Source organism: Pseudomonas sp. P110(2024) (assembly GCF_057480795.1).
Map to the genome: position 1 here is coordinate 68,915 of NZ_JBLIYT010000010.1, position 15,920 is coordinate 84,834.

General features: G+C 62.7%; 19 protein-coding genes and 1 pseudogene. 18 read left to right on the forward strand and 2 right to left on the reverse strand.

What is annotated here, in order from left to right; all coding sequences use genetic code 11:
* Positions 1-94: 94 nt before the first annotated feature.
* Positions 95-889 carry a DNA adenine methylase gene (locus AC25ND_RS16905; RefSeq protein ID WP_186596877.1) on the forward strand — a complete coding sequence of 265 codons (795 nt, stop codon included), beginning with the start codon at positions 95-97 and terminating at the stop codon, positions 887-889.
* 70 nt (positions 890-959) lie between these two features.
* Here the strand turns inward: AC25ND_RS16905 and AC25ND_RS16910 are convergent, their stop codons facing one another.
* Together AC25ND_RS16910 and AC25ND_RS16915 are read right to left on the reverse strand one after the other, a co-directional pair.
* The gene (locus AC25ND_RS16910) at positions 960-1,247 is read right to left on the reverse strand and encodes a helix-turn-helix domain-containing protein (RefSeq protein ID WP_186596879.1); all 288 of its coding nucleotides are present in this window, start codon (positions 1,245-1,247) and stop codon (positions 960-962) included.
* Positions 1,247-1,561, reverse strand: coding sequence for a type II toxin-antitoxin system RelE/ParE family toxin (locus AC25ND_RS16915; protein WP_186596881.1), 315 nt, complete (start codon positions 1,559-1,561; stop codon positions 1,247-1,249). The genes AC25ND_RS16910 and AC25ND_RS16915 overlap by 1 nt, the downstream gene beginning before the upstream one ends.
* A gap of 523 nt (positions 1,562-2,084) precedes the next feature.
* Between AC25ND_RS16915 and AC25ND_RS16920 the strand changes: the two genes are divergently transcribed.
* The 17 genes and pseudogenes from AC25ND_RS16920 (at position 2,085) to AC25ND_RS17000 (ending at position 15,918) form a co-directional block, all read left to right on the forward strand.
* Positions 2,085-2,831: a LexA family transcriptional regulator gene (locus tag AC25ND_RS16920; protein ID WP_082337656.1), complete on the forward strand. Its 747-nt coding sequence runs from the start codon at positions 2,085-2,087 to the stop codon at positions 2,829-2,831.
* A 463-nt stretch (positions 2,832-3,294) separates the two neighbouring features.
* Complete coding sequence (locus AC25ND_RS16925) at positions 3,295-3,642, forward strand: phage holin family protein (protein WP_028690647.1); 348 nt, start codon at positions 3,295-3,297, stop codon at positions 3,640-3,642.
* A 25-nt stretch (positions 3,643-3,667) separates the two neighbouring features.
* Positions 3,668-3,856, forward strand: a complete 189-nt coding sequence (locus AC25ND_RS16930; RefSeq protein WP_028690646.1) for a zinc finger domain-containing protein — start codon at positions 3,668-3,670, stop codon at positions 3,854-3,856.
* 10 nt (positions 3,857-3,866) lie between these two features.
* Entirely contained in the window at positions 3,867-4,697 is an 831-nt protein-coding gene (locus tag AC25ND_RS16935) for a putidacin L1 family lectin-like bacteriocin (protein ID WP_236248505.1), read from the forward strand.
* 62 nt (positions 4,698-4,759) lie between these two features.
* On the forward strand, positions 4,760-5,257 hold the full coding sequence (locus tag AC25ND_RS16940; protein WP_028690644.1) for a hypothetical protein: 498 nt from the start codon (positions 4,760-4,762) through the stop codon (positions 5,255-5,257).
* A complete protein-coding gene (locus AC25ND_RS16945) occupies positions 5,254-5,814 on the forward strand; it encodes a phage baseplate assembly protein V (RefSeq protein ID WP_028690643.1) in 561 nt (186 codons plus the stop codon). Before AC25ND_RS16940 ends, AC25ND_RS16945 begins: the two co-directional genes overlap by 4 nt.
* A gap of 248 nt (positions 5,815-6,062) precedes the next feature.
* Positions 6,063-6,395, forward strand: a complete 333-nt coding sequence (locus AC25ND_RS16950) for a hypothetical protein (protein ID WP_028690642.1) — start codon at positions 6,063-6,065, stop codon at positions 6,393-6,395.
* 103 nt (positions 6,396-6,498) lie between these two features.
* Complete coding sequence (locus tag AC25ND_RS16955) at positions 6,499-6,825, forward strand: GPW/gp25 family protein (protein ID WP_028690641.1); 327 nt, start codon at positions 6,499-6,501, stop codon at positions 6,823-6,825.
* Positions 6,822-7,703: a baseplate assembly protein gene (locus AC25ND_RS16960; protein WP_062361278.1), complete on the forward strand. Its 882-nt coding sequence runs from the start codon at positions 6,822-6,824 to the stop codon at positions 7,701-7,703. The genes AC25ND_RS16955 and AC25ND_RS16960 overlap by 4 nt, the downstream gene beginning before the upstream one ends.
* A gap of 1 nt (position 7,704) precedes the next feature.
* Positions 7,705-8,313 (forward strand): phage tail protein I, encoded by a 609-nt coding sequence (locus tag AC25ND_RS16965; protein WP_186596883.1) that lies wholly within the window; start codon positions 7,705-7,707, stop codon positions 8,311-8,313.
* A pseudogene (locus AC25ND_RS16970) lies at positions 8,306-9,358 on the forward strand (phage tail protein); the annotation flags it as partial. The gene AC25ND_RS16965 and the pseudogene AC25ND_RS16970, both read left to right, overlap by 8 nt.
* Before the next feature lie 1,359 nt (positions 9,359-10,717).
* Entirely contained in the window at positions 10,718-10,963 is a 246-nt protein-coding gene (locus tag AC25ND_RS16975) for a gp53-like domain-containing protein (protein WP_420917103.1), read from the forward strand.
* A gap of 11 nt (positions 10,964-10,974) precedes the next feature.
* The gene (locus AC25ND_RS16980; RefSeq protein WP_186596885.1) at positions 10,975-11,397 is read left to right on the forward strand and encodes a tail fiber assembly protein; all 423 of its coding nucleotides are present in this window, start codon (positions 10,975-10,977) and stop codon (positions 11,395-11,397) included.
* A gap of 102 nt (positions 11,398-11,499) precedes the next feature.
* The gene (locus AC25ND_RS16985; protein ID WP_069016700.1) at positions 11,500-12,666 is read left to right on the forward strand and encodes a phage tail sheath subtilisin-like domain-containing protein; all 1,167 of its coding nucleotides are present in this window, start codon (positions 11,500-11,502) and stop codon (positions 12,664-12,666) included.
* Between the two features lie 13 nt (positions 12,667-12,679).
* A complete protein-coding gene (locus AC25ND_RS16990) occupies positions 12,680-13,189 on the forward strand; it encodes a phage major tail tube protein (protein WP_062574912.1) in 510 nt (169 codons plus the stop codon).
* Between the two features lie 12 nt (positions 13,190-13,201).
* Complete coding sequence (locus AC25ND_RS16995) at positions 13,202-13,504, forward strand: phage tail assembly protein (protein ID WP_028690637.1); 303 nt, start codon at positions 13,202-13,204, stop codon at positions 13,502-13,504.
* 125 nt (positions 13,505-13,629) lie between these two features.
* On the forward strand, positions 13,630-15,918 hold the full coding sequence (locus AC25ND_RS17000; protein ID WP_186596887.1) for a tape measure protein: 2,289 nt from the start codon (positions 13,630-13,632) through the stop codon (positions 15,916-15,918).
* The last annotated feature ends 2 nt before the right edge of the window (positions 15,919-15,920 follow it).

Here is a 15,920-nt window from a genome sequence, read left to right on the forward strand (position 1 = left end):
ACCCTTCCTGCAAGTCCAGCCGTGGCCCCTGCCTTGTGCACAAAGCGCGGCGAGCCTATCACCTGTTTATCCATACAGTAAAGACTTGCAATCTATGACCTCTCCAATCATTCCCTGGATGGGCGGCAAGCGCCGCCTGGCCGACCGCTTGATCCCTCTATTTCCCCCTCACGAATGCTATGTCGAAGTCTTCGCCGGCGGCGCCGCGTTGTTCTTCATGCGTCCCCAAGCTGCTCCGGTCGAGGTGCTCAACGACCTCAACGGCGACCTGGTGACGCTCTACCGGGTAGTACAGAACCACCTTGAGGAGTTCGTTCGCCAGTTCAAGTGGGCGCTCAGCTCGCGGCAGATTTTCGAATGGCAGAAGATGACCCGTCCCGAGACGCTGACCGATATCCAGCGTGCCGCCCGTTTCTTCTACCTGCAGCAGCACGCCTTCGGCGGCAAGGTCACCGGGCAGACGTTCGGTACCGCCACCACGGGGCCAGCCATCAACCTGCTGCGTATCGAGGAGAACCTATCTGCGGCATGGCAACGCCTTGCCGGAACATATGTGGAAAATCTGTCCTGGCTCGACTGTGCCGAGCGCTACGATCGAGCGCACACGTTCTTCTACATGGACCCGCCGTATTGGCAGACCGCTGGGTATGGGAATAACTTTCCGTTTGCGGAATACGAGCGAATAGCCGATTTCATGCGGCGCTGCAAAGGGAAGGTTATGGTCAGCATCAACGATCACCCGGACATTCGGGCGGTGTTTGATGGGTTCCACTTCGAGACTCTGATCATTCGCTACAGCAACGGTAACCAACGAGAAGGGAAGGCGGAGCTCAGCGGCGAATTGATAATTACCAACTGGAAGCCAGCGGCGTTGGGAGGCTTATTTTAACGTGGGAGAGGTGAGCAGCTTGCCGGAACTGCGAGCATAAAAAAGCCCGCTACTGCGGGCTTTCGAGTACTTAGGCCAATGCAGCAAGTACATGCTCAGGATCATTGTTAATCGCTCGAAGCAATGCCCGAGCTGGGCCTTCAGGTTCCCGACGACCCTGTTCCCAATTCCGTAGCGTCCCTACTGCGACGTCGATACGTTTGGCGAACGTAGCCTGAGAAAGACCAGTGGCTTGACGTATTTTTTTGACTTGAACCGCGTCTACGTGGAATTCACGCGATGGCTGACGCTCACCGCGATCGATCTCGTCCATCTGAGTCATGCTTTCCACAAGACGATCGAAGAGATTCTTTTCCATTATTTCCACCCTTTGTTGAGTGCGCGAAGCTGCGCTTTCTGACTATTTGTCAAGGTATCCATGATTCCCTTGCGATAGATCAGAATCATTCGGATCTGGTGGGCTGCAGTGACATGATAATAGATCACTCGTACACCCCCACTCTTGCCTTTGCCCTTGGCCGCCCAGCGGATCTTTCTGAGCCCGCCGGTATCCTCTAAGAGAGAACCAGCTTCCGGGTGCTCGGCCAGATAGGCCTGCAAAGCTCGGTATTCTTCATCATCCAGATGCTCCTTCAGATCGGAGGTGAAAACTGGGGTTTCGATGAAGATCATGCAGTCCCTGCTGTGCGTCATTGGCGTAGGTTGATGATAGGGCGTTCTTCGGTACTGTACAAGGTGCCACTTGTGTCAGCTTGTGGTTTTTTTTCGGTCAGGGGACGAGCGGTATAGCAGGGCGGGATTAACGTTTGAGTATAGATTTAGAGTCATAGGGGCACCCTCAGGATACGAAATTGCACCCCTGGAGTGGTCAGCCTTGGCGGCACATTGGGGCAAACCGAGCGCCATTCTATGCCCCTCTATGCCTTTTGGGCGTTTCGTCCACCGGTACAAAAAAGCGCCCAAGCCCTTTATGTGTAGGGCTTGGGTGCATTTTCTCGTCAATACTCCAGCACAATCGGGGTGTGTGCGGAGAGATCAGACATTCAGGGCCTTACAGCGGGTGGTCTGGTGGCAAATTTCGAAACCGCTAATGGTACAGGCTTTTTCCGGTCGACGCAGGTCGGATGGGATGGGGCAAATCTGCGCAGGTTGCCTGTTGCAGGGCCCATTGCATTTTCGCTTCCGCGGTTGCATTATGCGCATTATGCAAAAACGCAACGTAGCCTCCGTACTCAGAGAACTGCTCGCCCGCCACGGCCTGTCCCCTACAGAGCTGCATCGGCGCACGGGCGTGCCTCAATCCACCCTGTCGCGGATCCTCAGCGAGAAGATCGTCGATCCTTCGGACAAGCACGTCTCGAAGATCGCCGAGTACTTCGGCGTGAGCACTGACCAGTTGCGCGGCCGTGTCGAACTCGGCGAGTCTCGTGACGCGGCCCCGCTCGCCCAGGGCCACGCGGCCCTGAGCGATATCAGCCTGTGGGACGATGAAACCCCCGTCGAGGACGACGAGGTCTCCGTTCCTTTTCTTCGTGAGGTCGAGTTGGCAGCAGGATCAGGAAGATTCGTCATCGAGGAAAGCGAGAACGCTCGCTTGCGCTTCGGCAAACGCAGCCTGCGCCACAATGGCGTGCAGTTCGACAACGCCAAGTGCGTGACGGTACGTGGCAACAGCATGCTGCCGGTGCTGCGCGATGGCGCCACGGTCGGGGTCAATACCGGTAAAAGCACCATCGGCGACATCATCGACGGTGACCTTTATGCCATCAACCACAATGGCCAGCTGCGGGTGAAACAAGTGTACCGCCTGCCCACCGGCATCCGCCTGCGCAGCTTCAACCGCGATGAGCACCCCGACGAGGACTACAGCTTCCAGCAGATGCAGGAAGAACAGATCAGCCTCCTCGGTCACGTTTTCTGGTGGGGCATGTACGCCCGTTGATCCCCGCGCCTCGATAGAAACCCGCCTCGGCGGGTTTTTTTTCGTCCTCAGAACCCCCCTACATCCACGTCGGATCAGGCCTCCATGCATAGGAGCAAAAGCTGATGCATAAAAATTTGAGTTTGTGCATTGACTGCATATGCATGAATGCATAATATGTATCCCAAGCCGGACGCAAACCGGTTGAGATACAGGCAGCGATGAACAGGCCTCGACTGTTCAGAGGGTTGGCAACTGGCCCGGGTGTGCAGCGTAAAGCACCACGATCAGTTATCCGGCGGGCAGGCGGCCGCGGTCGGAGTCACCAATTTGAAGCGCAACCGTACGGCGTCACCAGTCGTGGCCGACGGTTACACCGCGCATTACTGAAAAGCCTGCATAGCGGGCTTTTTGGAATGCCGAGTCAAGCCAATCACGATCCGCCGGCCTGTCGCCGGCGGGCAAACACACAGGAGACAGGAACGTGACGAACGAGCAACAGACGTTGCTGGAGATGCCGCTCTGGCTGGTGATCCTCCTGGCATTGCTGGGCGGACTTTCCGGCGAGATGTGGCGCGCCGACAAGGCCGGCGCCCGCGGCTGGGGGCTGCTCAGGCGGCTGGCGCTGCGCTCGGGGGCCTGCATGGTCTGCGGGGTGTCGACGGTCATGCTGCTGTACGCCAGCGGCATGTCGATCTGGAGTGCCAGCGCTTTTGGCTGCCTTACCGCCATGGCCGGCGCCGACGTGGCCATCGGCCTTTACGAGCGCTGGGCCGCTCGGCGGCTGGGGTTGGACGAACAGCCCGCGGCTGTACGCCAGGACGAAGAATGAACGTGGCAACAAGGAAGAAAAGCGAATGTTCAACGAATTTCGCTGCGGTAAATGCAACCGCTTGCTGGCCCGCATCGGCGGGGCGGCGGTGGTCCAGATCAAGTGCTCGCGTTGCGCGACCTTGAACCACATGAAGGCCACGGGCCTCGACAACGTGCCGACGAGCGATCAGGACGGGCCGCAGAGTCCAGCTCCCCTTCAATCGATCCAGTAGGAGAAACACCATGGCAGGTCGTACCCGCATTCCTTTCAACGGCGTCGGCACTTCGGTGCTGCCCGCTTACCAGACCCTGTCGGCGGGCCAGTACCTGCTGTCGCCCAATCAGCGCTTCAAGCTGCTGCTGCAGGGCGATGGCAATTTGGTGATCCAGGACAACGGCGCCACCGTCTGGGTCGCCAATGAACAGCAACCTTTCAGCTCGACTATTCCCTTGCGCAACAAGAAGGCCCCGCTGGCCTTCTACGTTCAGTACGGCGCGTTCCTCGACGACTACTCGCGACGCCGGGTGTGGCTGACTGACAACAGCACCTTCACCAGCAACGACCAGTGGAACCGTACCCACCTGGTGCTGCAAGACGACGGCAATATCGTGCTGGTCGACTCGCTGGCGCTGTGGAACGGCACGCCGGCCATCCCGCTGGTGCCTGGCGCGATCGACTCGCTGCTGCTGGCACCTGGCTCCGAGCTGATACAGGGCGTGGTGTACGGCGCGGGCGCCAGCAAGCTGGTGTTCCAGGGTGACGGTAATCTCGTGGCCTATGGCCCGAACGGCGCGGCCACCTGGAACGCCGGCACTCAAGGCAAGGGCGCCGTGCGCGCGGTGTTCCAGGGTGACGGCAACCTGGTGGTCTACGGTGCCGGCAATGCGGTGCTGTGGCACTCGCATACCGGCGGCCATGCCAGCGCTGTGCTGCGCCTGCAGGCCAACGGCAGCATCGCCATCCTCGACGAGAAACCGGTATGGGCGCGCTTCGGCTTCCAGCCGACCTATCGCCATATCCGCAAGATCAACCCTGACCAGAAGCCGATCGACATCTGGACCTGGCACTTCTGAGTCGGGCGCCGGGCCTTCACGGGCCCGGCCTTCGTCGAACCGAGCGTTCAAGGAGCACAAGCATGAGCGAACTGGCCCAGTTGTACGCGGCCGTCACCTCCACTCTGCGGGCGACGTTGCCGGCCTTCGCCACGGTCGCCACGGAGGGCGACGTCACGCTCGAACCAGCCTTGCCGGCCTTGGTCCATGGCGTGTTGCGCATGCGTGGCGACGAGGCGCTGCGTGACGGTCGCTCATTGCTGATGGCGACTTTCGAGGCCCGCGTCACCGCCCAGGGCACCCCCGCGCAGGCACGGACGCAGGCCGGCGTGCTGGCGGCGCAGCTGATCGATGTGCTGCGCCAGCAGTCCTGGGGGCTTGATTACGTCGAGGGCGCACGGGACATCCTCGCCGAAGCCGAGGGCACTTCCTGGCGGGTGCAATGGGAGCAACCGGTCCTGCTGGGCAGTGTCCAGTGGCCCTGGCCCGACCAGCCGGCGGGCAGCCTGATGCTGGGCTTCGCGCCGGACACCGGGCCCGGCAACCAGGACAAGTACCTGTCACCGGAGGACCTGGCATGAGCTACGCCAGCGCAATGCACGATCGCATGCTGGCCAGCCTGGTGATTCCCTGCCGGGTAGTGGCGGTGGACCTGGCCGCGGCCCGGGTACGGGTGTCCGACGGCGGCGGCTGGACCAGCGCCTGGGTGCGCTGGCATGCCCAGGCTGCCGGCAAGGCCCGCCATTGGCGGGCACCGAGCCTGGACGAGCAGGGCGTGTTGATCAGCCCCAGCGGCGAACCGGCCTTGGGCACCTTCGTCGCGGGGTTGTACGGCAATGCCGGGACGGCGCCGGACAACCGCGACCATGTCGAGGTCTGGCGCTTCGACGATGGCGGCTCACTGGCCTACGACTGGCAGGCCAAACGCTATGACATCCAGCTGCCCAGCGGCCAGGCCACGGTCAAGGTCGGCGCCAGCACCCTGGTGGTCAGCGACAACGCCATCACTCTCGACGCCGCGTCGATCACCCTGACCGGCAAGGTTGCCATCAACGGCCCGCTGACGGTCAGCGGCGACATCAACGGCGGTGGCCGGATCATCGACACGGCCGGCAACACCGCCAACCACAAGCACTGAACCAAGGCCTGTACGAAATGTGTCTGCGCGAAGGCCAGACAAGGCGAAACGGGGGGCGGAACGGCCGGGGTCGCGCCCGACTGTACTGGAGTACATGAGCATTCCGAGCCCCGTTTCAACGCAGTATGGGCGAGTGCAGATACATTTCGTACAGAGCCTAAGGCCTTGAGCCCAGCAAGATCGCCATTGAGCGACATGAGCGCGGCATGTGCCGCGACCCATCATTTCGACTCAAAAGGTAAAGCAACATGGAAGCAGTAAAAGTCGGCAAGCATTTCTTCAACGCCCACCCAACCGCCGTCAGCCAGGTCTTCAGCGCCGCGGATAACAAGGATGGCGTGTACCTGCGCACTGCCACCCTGTGCACCGGCGGCGGCATCCTCAACCTGTACACCGGCCCGAAGGCGCCGGCCTACCTCGGTGACATGAGCGTCCACGCCATCATGGGCGGGATCAACGGCGGCATTGATTCGCAGTACACCCTGCCTTATCAGCTGTTCATCCCGGCGGGTTACGGCCTGTGGACCGTCGCCAACAACGCCACGGCGGCCATCGCCCTGACCTACGACTTCGTCTCCTGAAACGGCTGTCCGGCTTGTCCGGGCAACCCTTTCCTGCCTGCCAGGTGATAACCATGCGCTATCCGAACAGGCTACCTGGAGCCTCAATTCCAGGAGGTGCCCCATGATCGGCATGGACCGCCGCACCGGCCAGCCCCTGTCGGGCGTGGCCCACCTGCGTCAATCCATCGAGGACATTCTCACCACGCCGTTGGGCAGCCGGCGAATGCGTCCGGAGTACGGCAGCCAGCTGCGCCGTTACGTCGACCTGCCGGTCAACGAAGGCTGGAAGAGTGCGGTGCAGGCCGAGGTGGCCAGGGCCCTGGGGCGCTGGGAGCCGCGGCTGAAGCTGGAGCGGGTCAAGGTCGTCGCGGTGCTCGATGGCCAGGTCAGCCTGGCCTTGAGCGGTCGTTACCTGGGGGATGACGCCCTGGTGGAGGTGACGGTATGAGCCAGGTCGACCTGTCGAAACTGCCCGCTCCGCAACTGCTTGAAGACCTCGATTTCGAGGCGCTGTACCAGGAGGACTTGGCCAGCTTCCGTGCCCAGCTGGGCGACGGCTGGACCGCCAATCTTGAAAGCGACCCTGTGACCAAGCTGCTCGAGGTCGGCGCGTACCGCAAACTGCTCAACCGGGCACGGATCAATGACGCGGCCAAGGCGCTGCTACTGGCCTATGCCCAGGGCAGCGATCTGGATCAGCTGGCGGCCAACGTCAGCCTGCAACGCCTGGTGATCCAGGCGGCGGACCCGGGCACGATTCCACCGACCGAGGCCGTGCTCGAATCAGACGACGCCCTGCGCGAACGGGTGCAACTGGTCTACGAAGGCCTGACCACCGCCGGTCCGCGTAACAGCTACATCCTCCATGCCCGCAACGCTTCGGGGCGGGTCGCCGACGCGACCGCCGAAAGCCCGTCGCCGGCGGTGGTGGACGTTACTGTGCTTAGCCTGGACAACGACGGCGTGGCCAGCCCCGAGCTGCTGGCGCAGGTAAACGCCTACCTCAACGACGACGATATTCGCCCGGTCGCCGACCGGGTCAATGTGCGCAGCGCCGAGGTGCTGCCGTACCGCGTCGAGGCAGTGCTGCACATGGCCGACAACGGCCCGGAGTTCGAGGCGATCCTCAGCGAATGCCGGCGCCGTCTCCAGGCCTGGGTCAATCCGCGTCGACGCCTTGGCGTCGAGGTCGCCCGCTCCGGGATCGACGCGCAGTTGCACATTGATGGCGTAAGCCGTGTCGAGCTGGTCGGTTGGAGCGACATTCGCCCGAGCAAGGCCCAGGCCGCCTGGTGCACCGGCATCGAACTGCGGCGGGGAGGTTGATATGCAGAGCCTTCTGCCGCTCAACCGCACGCCGCTGGAGCGGGCCATCGAGGTGGCGGCCGACGAGGACCTCAAGGTCACGTTGCGCACCCTCTACAACCCCGACACCTGCCCGGCGCACCTGCTCTACCAGCTGGCCTGGGCCTGGTCGGTGGACCGCTGGGACGACAGCTGGAGCGAGGCGATCAAGCGCTCGGTGATCCGCTCGGCGTTCTTCGTCCACGCCCACAAGGGCACCCTCGGCGCTCTCCGGCGGGTGGTCGAGCCATTCGGCTACCTCATCGAGGTGCAGGAATGGTGGCAGACCCAGCCTGCCGGCGTACCGGGGACCTTTGCCCTGAAGGTCGGGGTGACCGACACCGGCATCAGCGAGGAAACCTACAACGAACTGTCGTCGCTGATCGACGACGCCCGGCCGGTCAGCCGCCACATGACCGGTCTGGCGATCAGTCTCGAAAGCCGTGGCGGTCTCTATTTCGGCTGCGCGCTGCAGGACGGCGACGAACTCGACGTCTACCCGCCGGCACCTCCTGACCTGATCGTCAGTGGCGCCATGGGGCGTGGCGGCCGGGAACACACAATCGATACCTTGGACATTGCACATGGTTGACCAGAATTCCCAGTTCTACGCCATCCTCACCAACGTGGGCGCGGCGAAACAGGCCAACGCGGATGCCTTGGGCATCCCGTGGAAAATCACCCAGATGGGCGTGGGCGACGCCAACGGCACCGACCCCACCCCCAACGCCACCCAGACCAGTCTGATCAACGAATGGCGCCGGGCGCCGCTGAACCAGCTGAAGGTGGACGACAAGAACAGCGCGATCATCGTCGCCGAGCAGGTCATCCCGGCGGATGTCGGCGGCAAGTGGATCCGCGAGATCGCGCTGTACGACGCCGATGGCGACATGGTCGCCGTGGCCAACTGCGCGCCGACCTATAAACCGTTGCTCAGCCAGGGCTCGGGGCGCACCCAGGTGGTGCGCATGAACCTGATCGTCAGCAGTGCCAGTAATGTGCAGTTGAAGATCGATCCGGCGGTGGTGCTGGCCACTCGCGAGTGGGTCACCGAGGAACTGGCGCGGCAGGATTTCAAGCATTCGGTGCAGGTGGCGACCACTGCCGCCATTACCTTGAGTGGACTGCAAACCATCGATGGGGTTGCATTGCAGGCGGGCACCCGGGTGTTGGTCAAGGATCAGGCGGCGGCCAAGGACAATGGTCTCTACCTAGTGGCCGCAGGCGCATGGACTCGCTGCAGTGATGCCGACAGCGATGCCAAGGTCACGCCTGGCCTGCTGGTGCTGGTCGAGAAGGGCGCGGCCAACGCTGATAGTGCCTGGCAGTTGGTCAGCGATGGACCGATCAACCTGGGTGTCAGTGCCCAGGATTATGAAATGGCTTTTGGCCGTAGCGGAGTGACGGCTGGAACCTACCGTAGTGTCACGGTAGACAAGTATGGGCGAGTGAATGCCGCGTCCAACCCGACCACGGCAGCTGGATACGGATTGACGGATGTCTATACCAAGGGCCAGGTGGACACTGCACTGGCGCTCAAAGCGCCGCTTGCGAGCCCTGCATTGTCCGGCGTCCCGACTGCCCCTACCCCTACCAAGGGCACCAACACTACTCAGGTGGCCACTACCGCCTTTGTCTTGGGTGAGATACTGGGGCTGGTCGACTCCGCACCGGGCGCCCTCGACACGCTGAAGGAACTGGCAGCCGCGCTGGGCAACGATCCGAATTTCTCCGCCACGGTGCTCAAGGAGCTGGCGAAGAAAGCACCGCTGGAAAGCCCGGTATTTACTGGTACGCCCAAGGCGCCGTCGCCTGGCCCACTGGATGCCAGCCAGAACCTGGCGACCACGGACTTTGTGTATTCTGCGTTGCACGGCTCAGTTTCGGTGGACGTGGCTGGTGCAGGCGATTTCATCTTGGCCGACGATCAGGCGAGCAAAGGGATCATCTATTTGGTGGGCGCTTTGACCGGAGACCGTACGATCATCCTGCCAAGAGTAATGAGGCGTTATACGCTCCGCAATGCCACCTCTGGCGCGTTCAAACTCATGGTGAAAATGAGTGTAGGGGAGGGTGTTGAGATTACGCAGGGCAGGGTCTCGAATGTTTTCACCGGCAGTTCGAATACCTTTCTCGACCAGACCGATTTTATCAGTCCGGCGCTAACCGGTACGCCGATCGCTCCCAATGCAAACGTTGGCACTAGCACAGCCCAAATCGCTACAACAAAGCACGTTCGAGATACGTTGAACGCCTATGGGCTGGGGGCGACAAACACCGGTGCTGTTGGTAATTCTGGCCAACTGCCGACCTTGGCGTCGGGGCATTACTATTACCCCGCCGATTTCTCGCCTTATGGGGCCTATGCATTCGTGCAGCGTACTACCTATGCGGGTAATCGCGGTTTCGAGCTGGCAAACATTCCATACACCGATCGCTTTTGGGGCCGTGGCAGCAATGGCGACGGCACTTGGCGGCTTCCTGTCGAGCTGGCCCCGCTGGTTGGGCCTGCATTCGGTGGTACGCCGACAGCCCCGACGGCCCCGAAAGGTACAAACACAGCTCAGCTTGCCACCACGGGGTTTGTTCAGGTCGAGCTGGCCAACCGTCTGGTAGCTGGTGGTGGTGCCGTTACTCGGCAACAGCCGGTCCTGGCCTCGCCATTCCCCGGTGCATCTTATGATTCGAGCGCCCTTGTGCTCCGGGAAGCAAATGAGGCCGGCGGGGCCGATGATCGAGAGATTTTCGCGCCTGGACTCGGCTTTCATTGGTTTGGGCGAGTCGCTGGGAAACTCATCATGGACTCGGTGGGCAGACTGAAGTGGAACGGCAATCCGTTGCTGTTTGGAGCAGTTGCGAGTCAAGTTGAGGTAGACACCGGCAGCACTGATGTCAACGTCGTCACGCCTGCGAAGATGCGGCTCGGCTTCACCTTCATCAAGGCTGGTAGCGGTGGCAGTAATGCGATCAAGTTTCCTACCTGGTTAGGTGGGTTCATGGTTCAGTGGGGCGTCCACACAGCCAGTAGCGCAGACGCGGAAACGACGGTCACTTTCCCACTTGAGTTCAGTGTTGTTCCGGGCCTAGCCAGTATCCTCACTCACGATGGGGCGTTGGCTCAATCAACGATCGTTTCGCAAAGCCGATTGCTTACGACGACAGGCTTCCAGTCCCGGCGCGAGGATATCGTCAGCACGACGTCGCTGGTTGCACAGGTCCGCTGGATTGCGGTTGGTTTCTAAGGGAGGGAATCATGGAAATGTGGGCAAAATGGGTTGAGTACGACAGGCGGTTTAGCTTTTCACTGGATGACAACGGAGGGGCGTCAATCAGTGCTGAGCGTCATGGGGAACTGTTACGTGCAGAGGCCACCGGTCAGGTGCTGGTCCCAGGCGAAGGCGGCGTCCCGACAATCGTTGACCCTGTGCTGACGGAGGATGCTGTACGGGAAATTGGACGGCGTTGGCGCACTGCTGAGCTGAACTGCCATGAGTGGGTAGTCACGCGCCACCGCGATGAGATGGAACTGGGGCTGACACCGACGCTATCTGATGAGCAGTACACTGCGCTGCTGGTCTATCGCCAAGCGCTGCGTGACTGGCCGGCGGCCGATGCGTTCCCTGTCGTGACTGATCGTCCCGCAGCGCCGCCGTGGCTCGTTGAACTGACTGAATAACGCCCCGCATTGTCGGGGCTTTTCTTTGTGTGCGTTTCGGTACTCGCCGACGACACCTATTCAGGCCTCGCGATGCGAGGCCTTTTCATATCTGGAGATTTTATGAGTGGATTCTTCCACGGCGTCACCGTGACCAACGTCGACACCGGCGCCCGCAGCATCGCGCTGCCGTCGTCCTCGATCATCGGCCTGGTCGACACCTTCACCGAAGGCCCGGGCGTCACCGCCAAGGCCAATGACCTTATCCTGATCACCAGCGAGCGCGAAGCGGTCGCGGCGTTCGGCCAGGACGCGGCGATCACCAAGGCCTGCCGCGCCATCTACAGCCGCGCCAAGGCGGTCATCGTCGCCTGCGGCGTGGCCAAGCTCGAAGATGCCGCCGAGCAGACCTCGGCGATCATCGGCAACGTGCTGGCCGACGGCAAGCGCACCGGCCTGCAGGCGCTGCTCGACGGCAAGAGCCGCTTCAACGCCCAGCCGCGCCTGCTGGTCACCCCCAAGCACAGCGCCACCCAGGCCGTCGGCACCGCCCTGGTGGCCCTGGCCGACAAGCTGCGCGCCATCGCCATCATCGACGGCCCCAACACCACCGATGAAGCGGCCATCGCCTACGCCAAGAACTTCGGCGCCAAGCGCGCCTTCCTGGTCGATCCGGGCGTGCGCTACTGGGACAACGCCGAAGAGGCCACCGTCGACGCGCCGGGGTCGGCCTGGGTCGCCGGCCTGTTCGCCTTCACCGACCGCGAGTACGGCTTCTGGGCTTCGCCTTCGAACAAGGAGTTCGTCGGCATCACCGGCACCACCCGCGCCGTGGAGTTCCTCGACGGCGACGACACCTGCCGCGCCAACCTGCTGAACAACGCCAACATCGCCACCATCATCCGCGACGACGGCTTCCGCCTGTGGGGCAACCGCACCCTGTCGAGCGACCCGAAATGGGCTTTCGTCACCCGCGTACGGACCATGGACATTGTCATGGACGCGATCCTCTACGGCCACAAGTGGGCCGTCGACCGCTCCATCACCGCCACCTACGTCAAGGACGTCACCGAAGGCCTGCAGGCCTTCATGCGCGACCTGAAGAACCAGGGCGCGATCATCAACTTCGAGGTCTTCGCCGATCCGGAACTGAACACCGCCAGCCAACTGGAGCAGGGCAAGGTGTACTGGAACATCCGCTTCACCGATGTGCCGCCTGCCGAAAACCCCAATTTCCGCGTCGAAGTCACCAACCAGTGGCTGACCGAAGTCCTCGATTCCGCCGCTTAAGGAGCGCATCCACATGGCAATGATTCCCGAAACACTGGCCAACCTGAACCTGTTCGTCGATGGCGTCAGCTTCCAGGGCGACGTGCCCAGCCTGACCCTCCCCAAGCTCACCCTGAAGATGGAAGAGCACCGCCCCGGCGGCATGGACATGCCGGTCGAGATGGACCAGGGCATGGAGAAGCAGGAGGCCGCCTTCACCACCACCGGCGTGCGCCGCGAGTCGCTGAAGTTCTTCGGCCTGGCCGACGGCACCGCCTTCAACGGCACCTTCCGCGGCGCCTTCAAGGGCCTGAAGGGCAAGATCAACCCGGTCATCGTCACCCTGCGCGGTTCGCTGAAAGAGATCGACATGGGTGACTGGAAGTCCGGCGACAAGGCCGAGATCAAGCACAACGTCGCCGTCACCTACTACAAGCTGGAAGTCGATGGCCGCCTGGTCTACGAAATCGACGCCCTGGGCATGAAGCGGGTGATCGACGGCGTCGACCAACTGGCCGCCCAGCGCGCCGCCCTGGGTCTTTAAGGAGAACGCTCGATGGCTCAAGCGAAAAAACTGCCGCAATGGCTGACCGTCGACGCCGAGCGCGTGACCGTGCGCCTGTCGCGCCCCAGCGAGGCCAACGGTGTGCAGGTTGACAGCCTGTCGTTGCGCGCACCGACCGTGCGCGACATCCGCAATGCCCAGGCCGGTGGCGTGGGCGATGACGAGCAGCGCGAACTGAACCTGTTCGCCTCGCTCGCCGAGGTTGGCGTCAAGGACCTCGAGGGCCTGGCCCTGAAGGACTACAGCCGCCTGCAGACTGGCTATTTTCGCCTGGTGCAGGACGACGAGGTTTGACCCTGCCCGGCAGAAGGCCGCCGCCAGGCGGCTGGCCAAGGAGCTGAACTTTTCCGCCAGCGAAATCATGACCATGTCGTACAGCGACATGGTCTGGTGGTTGGCGGAATGACAAGGAGGAACCCATGGCGAACACACAGGTGTTCACCCTCGGGCTCGGCGTCAGCGCCGACAGGCCGTTGGGCGCCGCGTTCGATAAGCTCCGTCAGCGCATCGGACACTTGCGCATGGAGGCGGATGGCACCCGCCTGGGACGCCTCATCGCAGAGGTGATCCGTCTGGGGTTGGAGCTGGACAAGGCGGGGCAGGTCGGCAGGAGGCTGGCCGGTGAACAGGCAGGAAGTCATTACACGCAGGTCGAGCGCTTGCGCGATGAAGGCGATCGTGTCGCTGATCTGCAGCAGGCTTACGTTCGCCTCGGGCAGGTGATCGCAGGGTTGCCGCGACTCAAACCGTTGCCCGCTCGCAGCGTCTGGCACCCACCCTTGCTGCTGCCGGCGGCGAACGGCAAGACAACGGTTGGGACGCCGGTCAATCCGACGACACCGGCCAAAACCACATCCACGCCCCGTAGTGCCGGCGAGAAAACCAGAATCGTCATGGCAAGCCTGGGTGGGCTTGCCGCAGGGGGGATTGCGGCATACAAGGCCAGTCGCCGTCTGTCTCCTGAAGAGCGGCAGCGGGCCGTCAAGGCGGTCAATAGCAAGACCGAGATGGGCGCTGTTACAGCGCTGCTGAAGGGCACCGAGGCAATGGTGACCGGTGAGGATGGCCGGGCGAAGTCCAAGGGTGTCGGTGCTGCCATCGGCGAGCTTGCCGGCAACCTCCTTGGCGCGGCCCTTGGGGCGGCGAAGGGCGGTGCGAGCGGCGGCAAGCGTGGTGAGGAGTACGGCAGCCTGTTTGGTGCCTACCTGGGCGAGAAGCTTGGCGGTCGCGCTGGCGAGGGGCTGTACGACTTCTTCACCGACAGCAGTGACGACAAGGGCAGCAAGCCTGAGGCGTCTGCGGATAATTCTGCCACGACTGCATCGCCGCTCCAGTTGGCCGGGCCCTCGGTCAGCCTGTTCGAGGCACAGGTTGACGCAGGCACGCTACCGGCCTTGGGCAGCGCCTTTGGCGAGCTCGGGGCCGGCGCTACACTTGCGGGCCAACGCTTGTTGGCTCTGGGTGATGCAACCGGGTCTGGTGCACAGGTCCCTCTGGTAGCTGCACCCATGCAAGCACCCGCTAGCGGTTTGCTGAAGGCCGTGGCGGATAAGCCACCAGCAGCACCCACTTCAACGCCAGTCACGCCGTCCTCAGCAGCAGCCGACGCTCCCAAGGGAATGCTCGCCAAGATGGGCGGTGCCGTTAAATCGCTCGGCAAGCCAGCGGTACTTGGAGCCGTGGGTAAAGGCCTTGAGACATTCACCAGCGACAAGTCCGATAGCGAGAAGGCCGAAGGCTACGGCAATGCTGTAGGTGGTTTGGTCGGCACGCTGGTTGGTGGTGCTTTGGGCTCGGTCGTGCCGGGCCTGGGAACTGTCGTCGGCTCCACGGTCGGCGGCATGGTGGGTGAGGCGGTCGGTGGCTGGGTCGGTAAAACCTGGTTCGGTGGTGACAAGGAGGTTGCCAAACCGGCCGCCAAAAACGTGGAGTCATCCGCAACGCCTGCTGCCGAGGGTGATCCGGGGGGCGCGAAGTCCGCAAGCAACAAGATTGCCGCGGCAAGCGAACCTGCCAAGGAGGGCGCGCAAGCTTCCCAAACGGCTCAACCTACACCCGATGCAGCCTCAGCACCGGAACCCAGGGGCGTTGGCGCGGCGATGAAGGTCCTGGCCAAGCCTGCGGTGCTGAAAGCGACGCGGCAAGGGTTGGAAACCTTCACCAGCGACAAGCCTGATGGCGAGAAAGCCGAAGGCTACGGCAGCGCCGTCGGTGGGTTGGTCGGGACGCTGGTCGGCGGGGCCATCGGCTCTGTCGTGCCGGTGCTCGGCACCACCTTCGGTGCCGCACTGGGTGGGATGGTGGGCGATCAGCTCGGCGGTTGGTTGGGCAAGACCTGGTTTGGCGGCAAGGATCAGCCGGTCAAAGGGGATGCTGCAGCCAAGGCCGGCGGGGCTACGTCCGCTGCGCCCAAGGACACGCTCGAACAGAAGGCCGTACCCGGTGATGTGGTGCGCTCGATAAGCAGTCAGGCGACACCTGCACAGGGGCCGCCCGCCGTTACATCGACACCTGCTGCCACACCGCCGGCAGCCGTCTACAACCAGCAGTTCACGTTCACCTCGAACATGCCCGTCAGTGTCACCAATAGCCTCGACGACCCAGGCACGCTTGCGCAACTGGAGACCATCGCCCGTCGCCAGCTCGAGGAACTCATGCGCCAGGCCCGTTCCGCGCAGTTGGCCGACACCCCACATATCGCACTTTAAGG

What these genes read in the sequence shown, in the direction of transcription:
- AC25ND_RS16905 (WP_186596877.1), top strand. Translation starts at nt 95, where the DNA reads ATGACCTCTCCAATCATTCCCTGGATGGGCGGCAAGCGCCGCCTGGCC.
- AC25ND_RS16910 (WP_186596879.1), bottom strand. Translation starts at nt 1,247, where the DNA reads ATGGAAAAGAATCTCTTCGATCGTCTTGTGGAAAGCATGACTCAGATG.
- AC25ND_RS16915 (WP_186596881.1), bottom strand. Translation starts at nt 1,561, where the DNA reads ATGATCTTCATCGAAACCCCAGTTTTCACCTCCGATCTGAAGGAGCAT.
- AC25ND_RS16920 (WP_082337656.1), top strand. Translation starts at nt 2,085, where the DNA reads ATGCGCATTATGCAAAAACGCAACGTAGCCTCCGTACTCAGAGAACTG.
- AC25ND_RS16930 (WP_028690646.1), top strand. Translation starts at nt 3,668, where the DNA reads ATGTTCAACGAATTTCGCTGCGGTAAATGCAACCGCTTGCTGGCCCGC.
- AC25ND_RS16935 (WP_236248505.1), top strand. Translation starts at nt 3,867, where the DNA reads ATGGCAGGTCGTACCCGCATTCCTTTCAACGGCGTCGGCACTTCGGTG.
- AC25ND_RS16940 (WP_028690644.1), top strand. Translation starts at nt 4,760, where the DNA reads ATGAGCGAACTGGCCCAGTTGTACGCGGCCGTCACCTCCACTCTGCGG.
- AC25ND_RS16945 (WP_028690643.1), top strand. Translation starts at nt 5,254, where the DNA reads ATGAGCTACGCCAGCGCAATGCACGATCGCATGCTGGCCAGCCTGGTG.
- AC25ND_RS16950 (WP_028690642.1), top strand. Translation starts at nt 6,063, where the DNA reads ATGGAAGCAGTAAAAGTCGGCAAGCATTTCTTCAACGCCCACCCAACC.
- AC25ND_RS16955 (WP_028690641.1), top strand. Translation starts at nt 6,499, where the DNA reads ATGATCGGCATGGACCGCCGCACCGGCCAGCCCCTGTCGGGCGTGGCC.
- AC25ND_RS16960 (WP_062361278.1), top strand. Translation starts at nt 6,822, where the DNA reads ATGAGCCAGGTCGACCTGTCGAAACTGCCCGCTCCGCAACTGCTTGAA.
- AC25ND_RS16965 (WP_186596883.1), top strand. Translation starts at nt 7,705, where the DNA reads ATGCAGAGCCTTCTGCCGCTCAACCGCACGCCGCTGGAGCGGGCCATC.
- AC25ND_RS16975 (WP_420917103.1), top strand. Translation starts at nt 10,718, where the DNA reads ATGGTTCAGTGGGGCGTCCACACAGCCAGTAGCGCAGACGCGGAAACG.
- AC25ND_RS16980 (WP_186596885.1), top strand. Translation starts at nt 10,975, where the DNA reads ATGGAAATGTGGGCAAAATGGGTTGAGTACGACAGGCGGTTTAGCTTT.
- AC25ND_RS16985 (WP_069016700.1), top strand. Translation starts at nt 11,500, where the DNA reads ATGAGTGGATTCTTCCACGGCGTCACCGTGACCAACGTCGACACCGGC.
- AC25ND_RS16990 (WP_062574912.1), top strand. Translation starts at nt 12,680, where the DNA reads ATGGCAATGATTCCCGAAACACTGGCCAACCTGAACCTGTTCGTCGAT.
- AC25ND_RS16995 (WP_028690637.1), top strand. Translation starts at nt 13,202, where the DNA reads ATGGCTCAAGCGAAAAAACTGCCGCAATGGCTGACCGTCGACGCCGAG.
- AC25ND_RS17000 (WP_186596887.1), top strand. Translation starts at nt 13,630, where the DNA reads ATGGCGAACACACAGGTGTTCACCCTCGGGCTCGGCGTCAGCGCCGAC.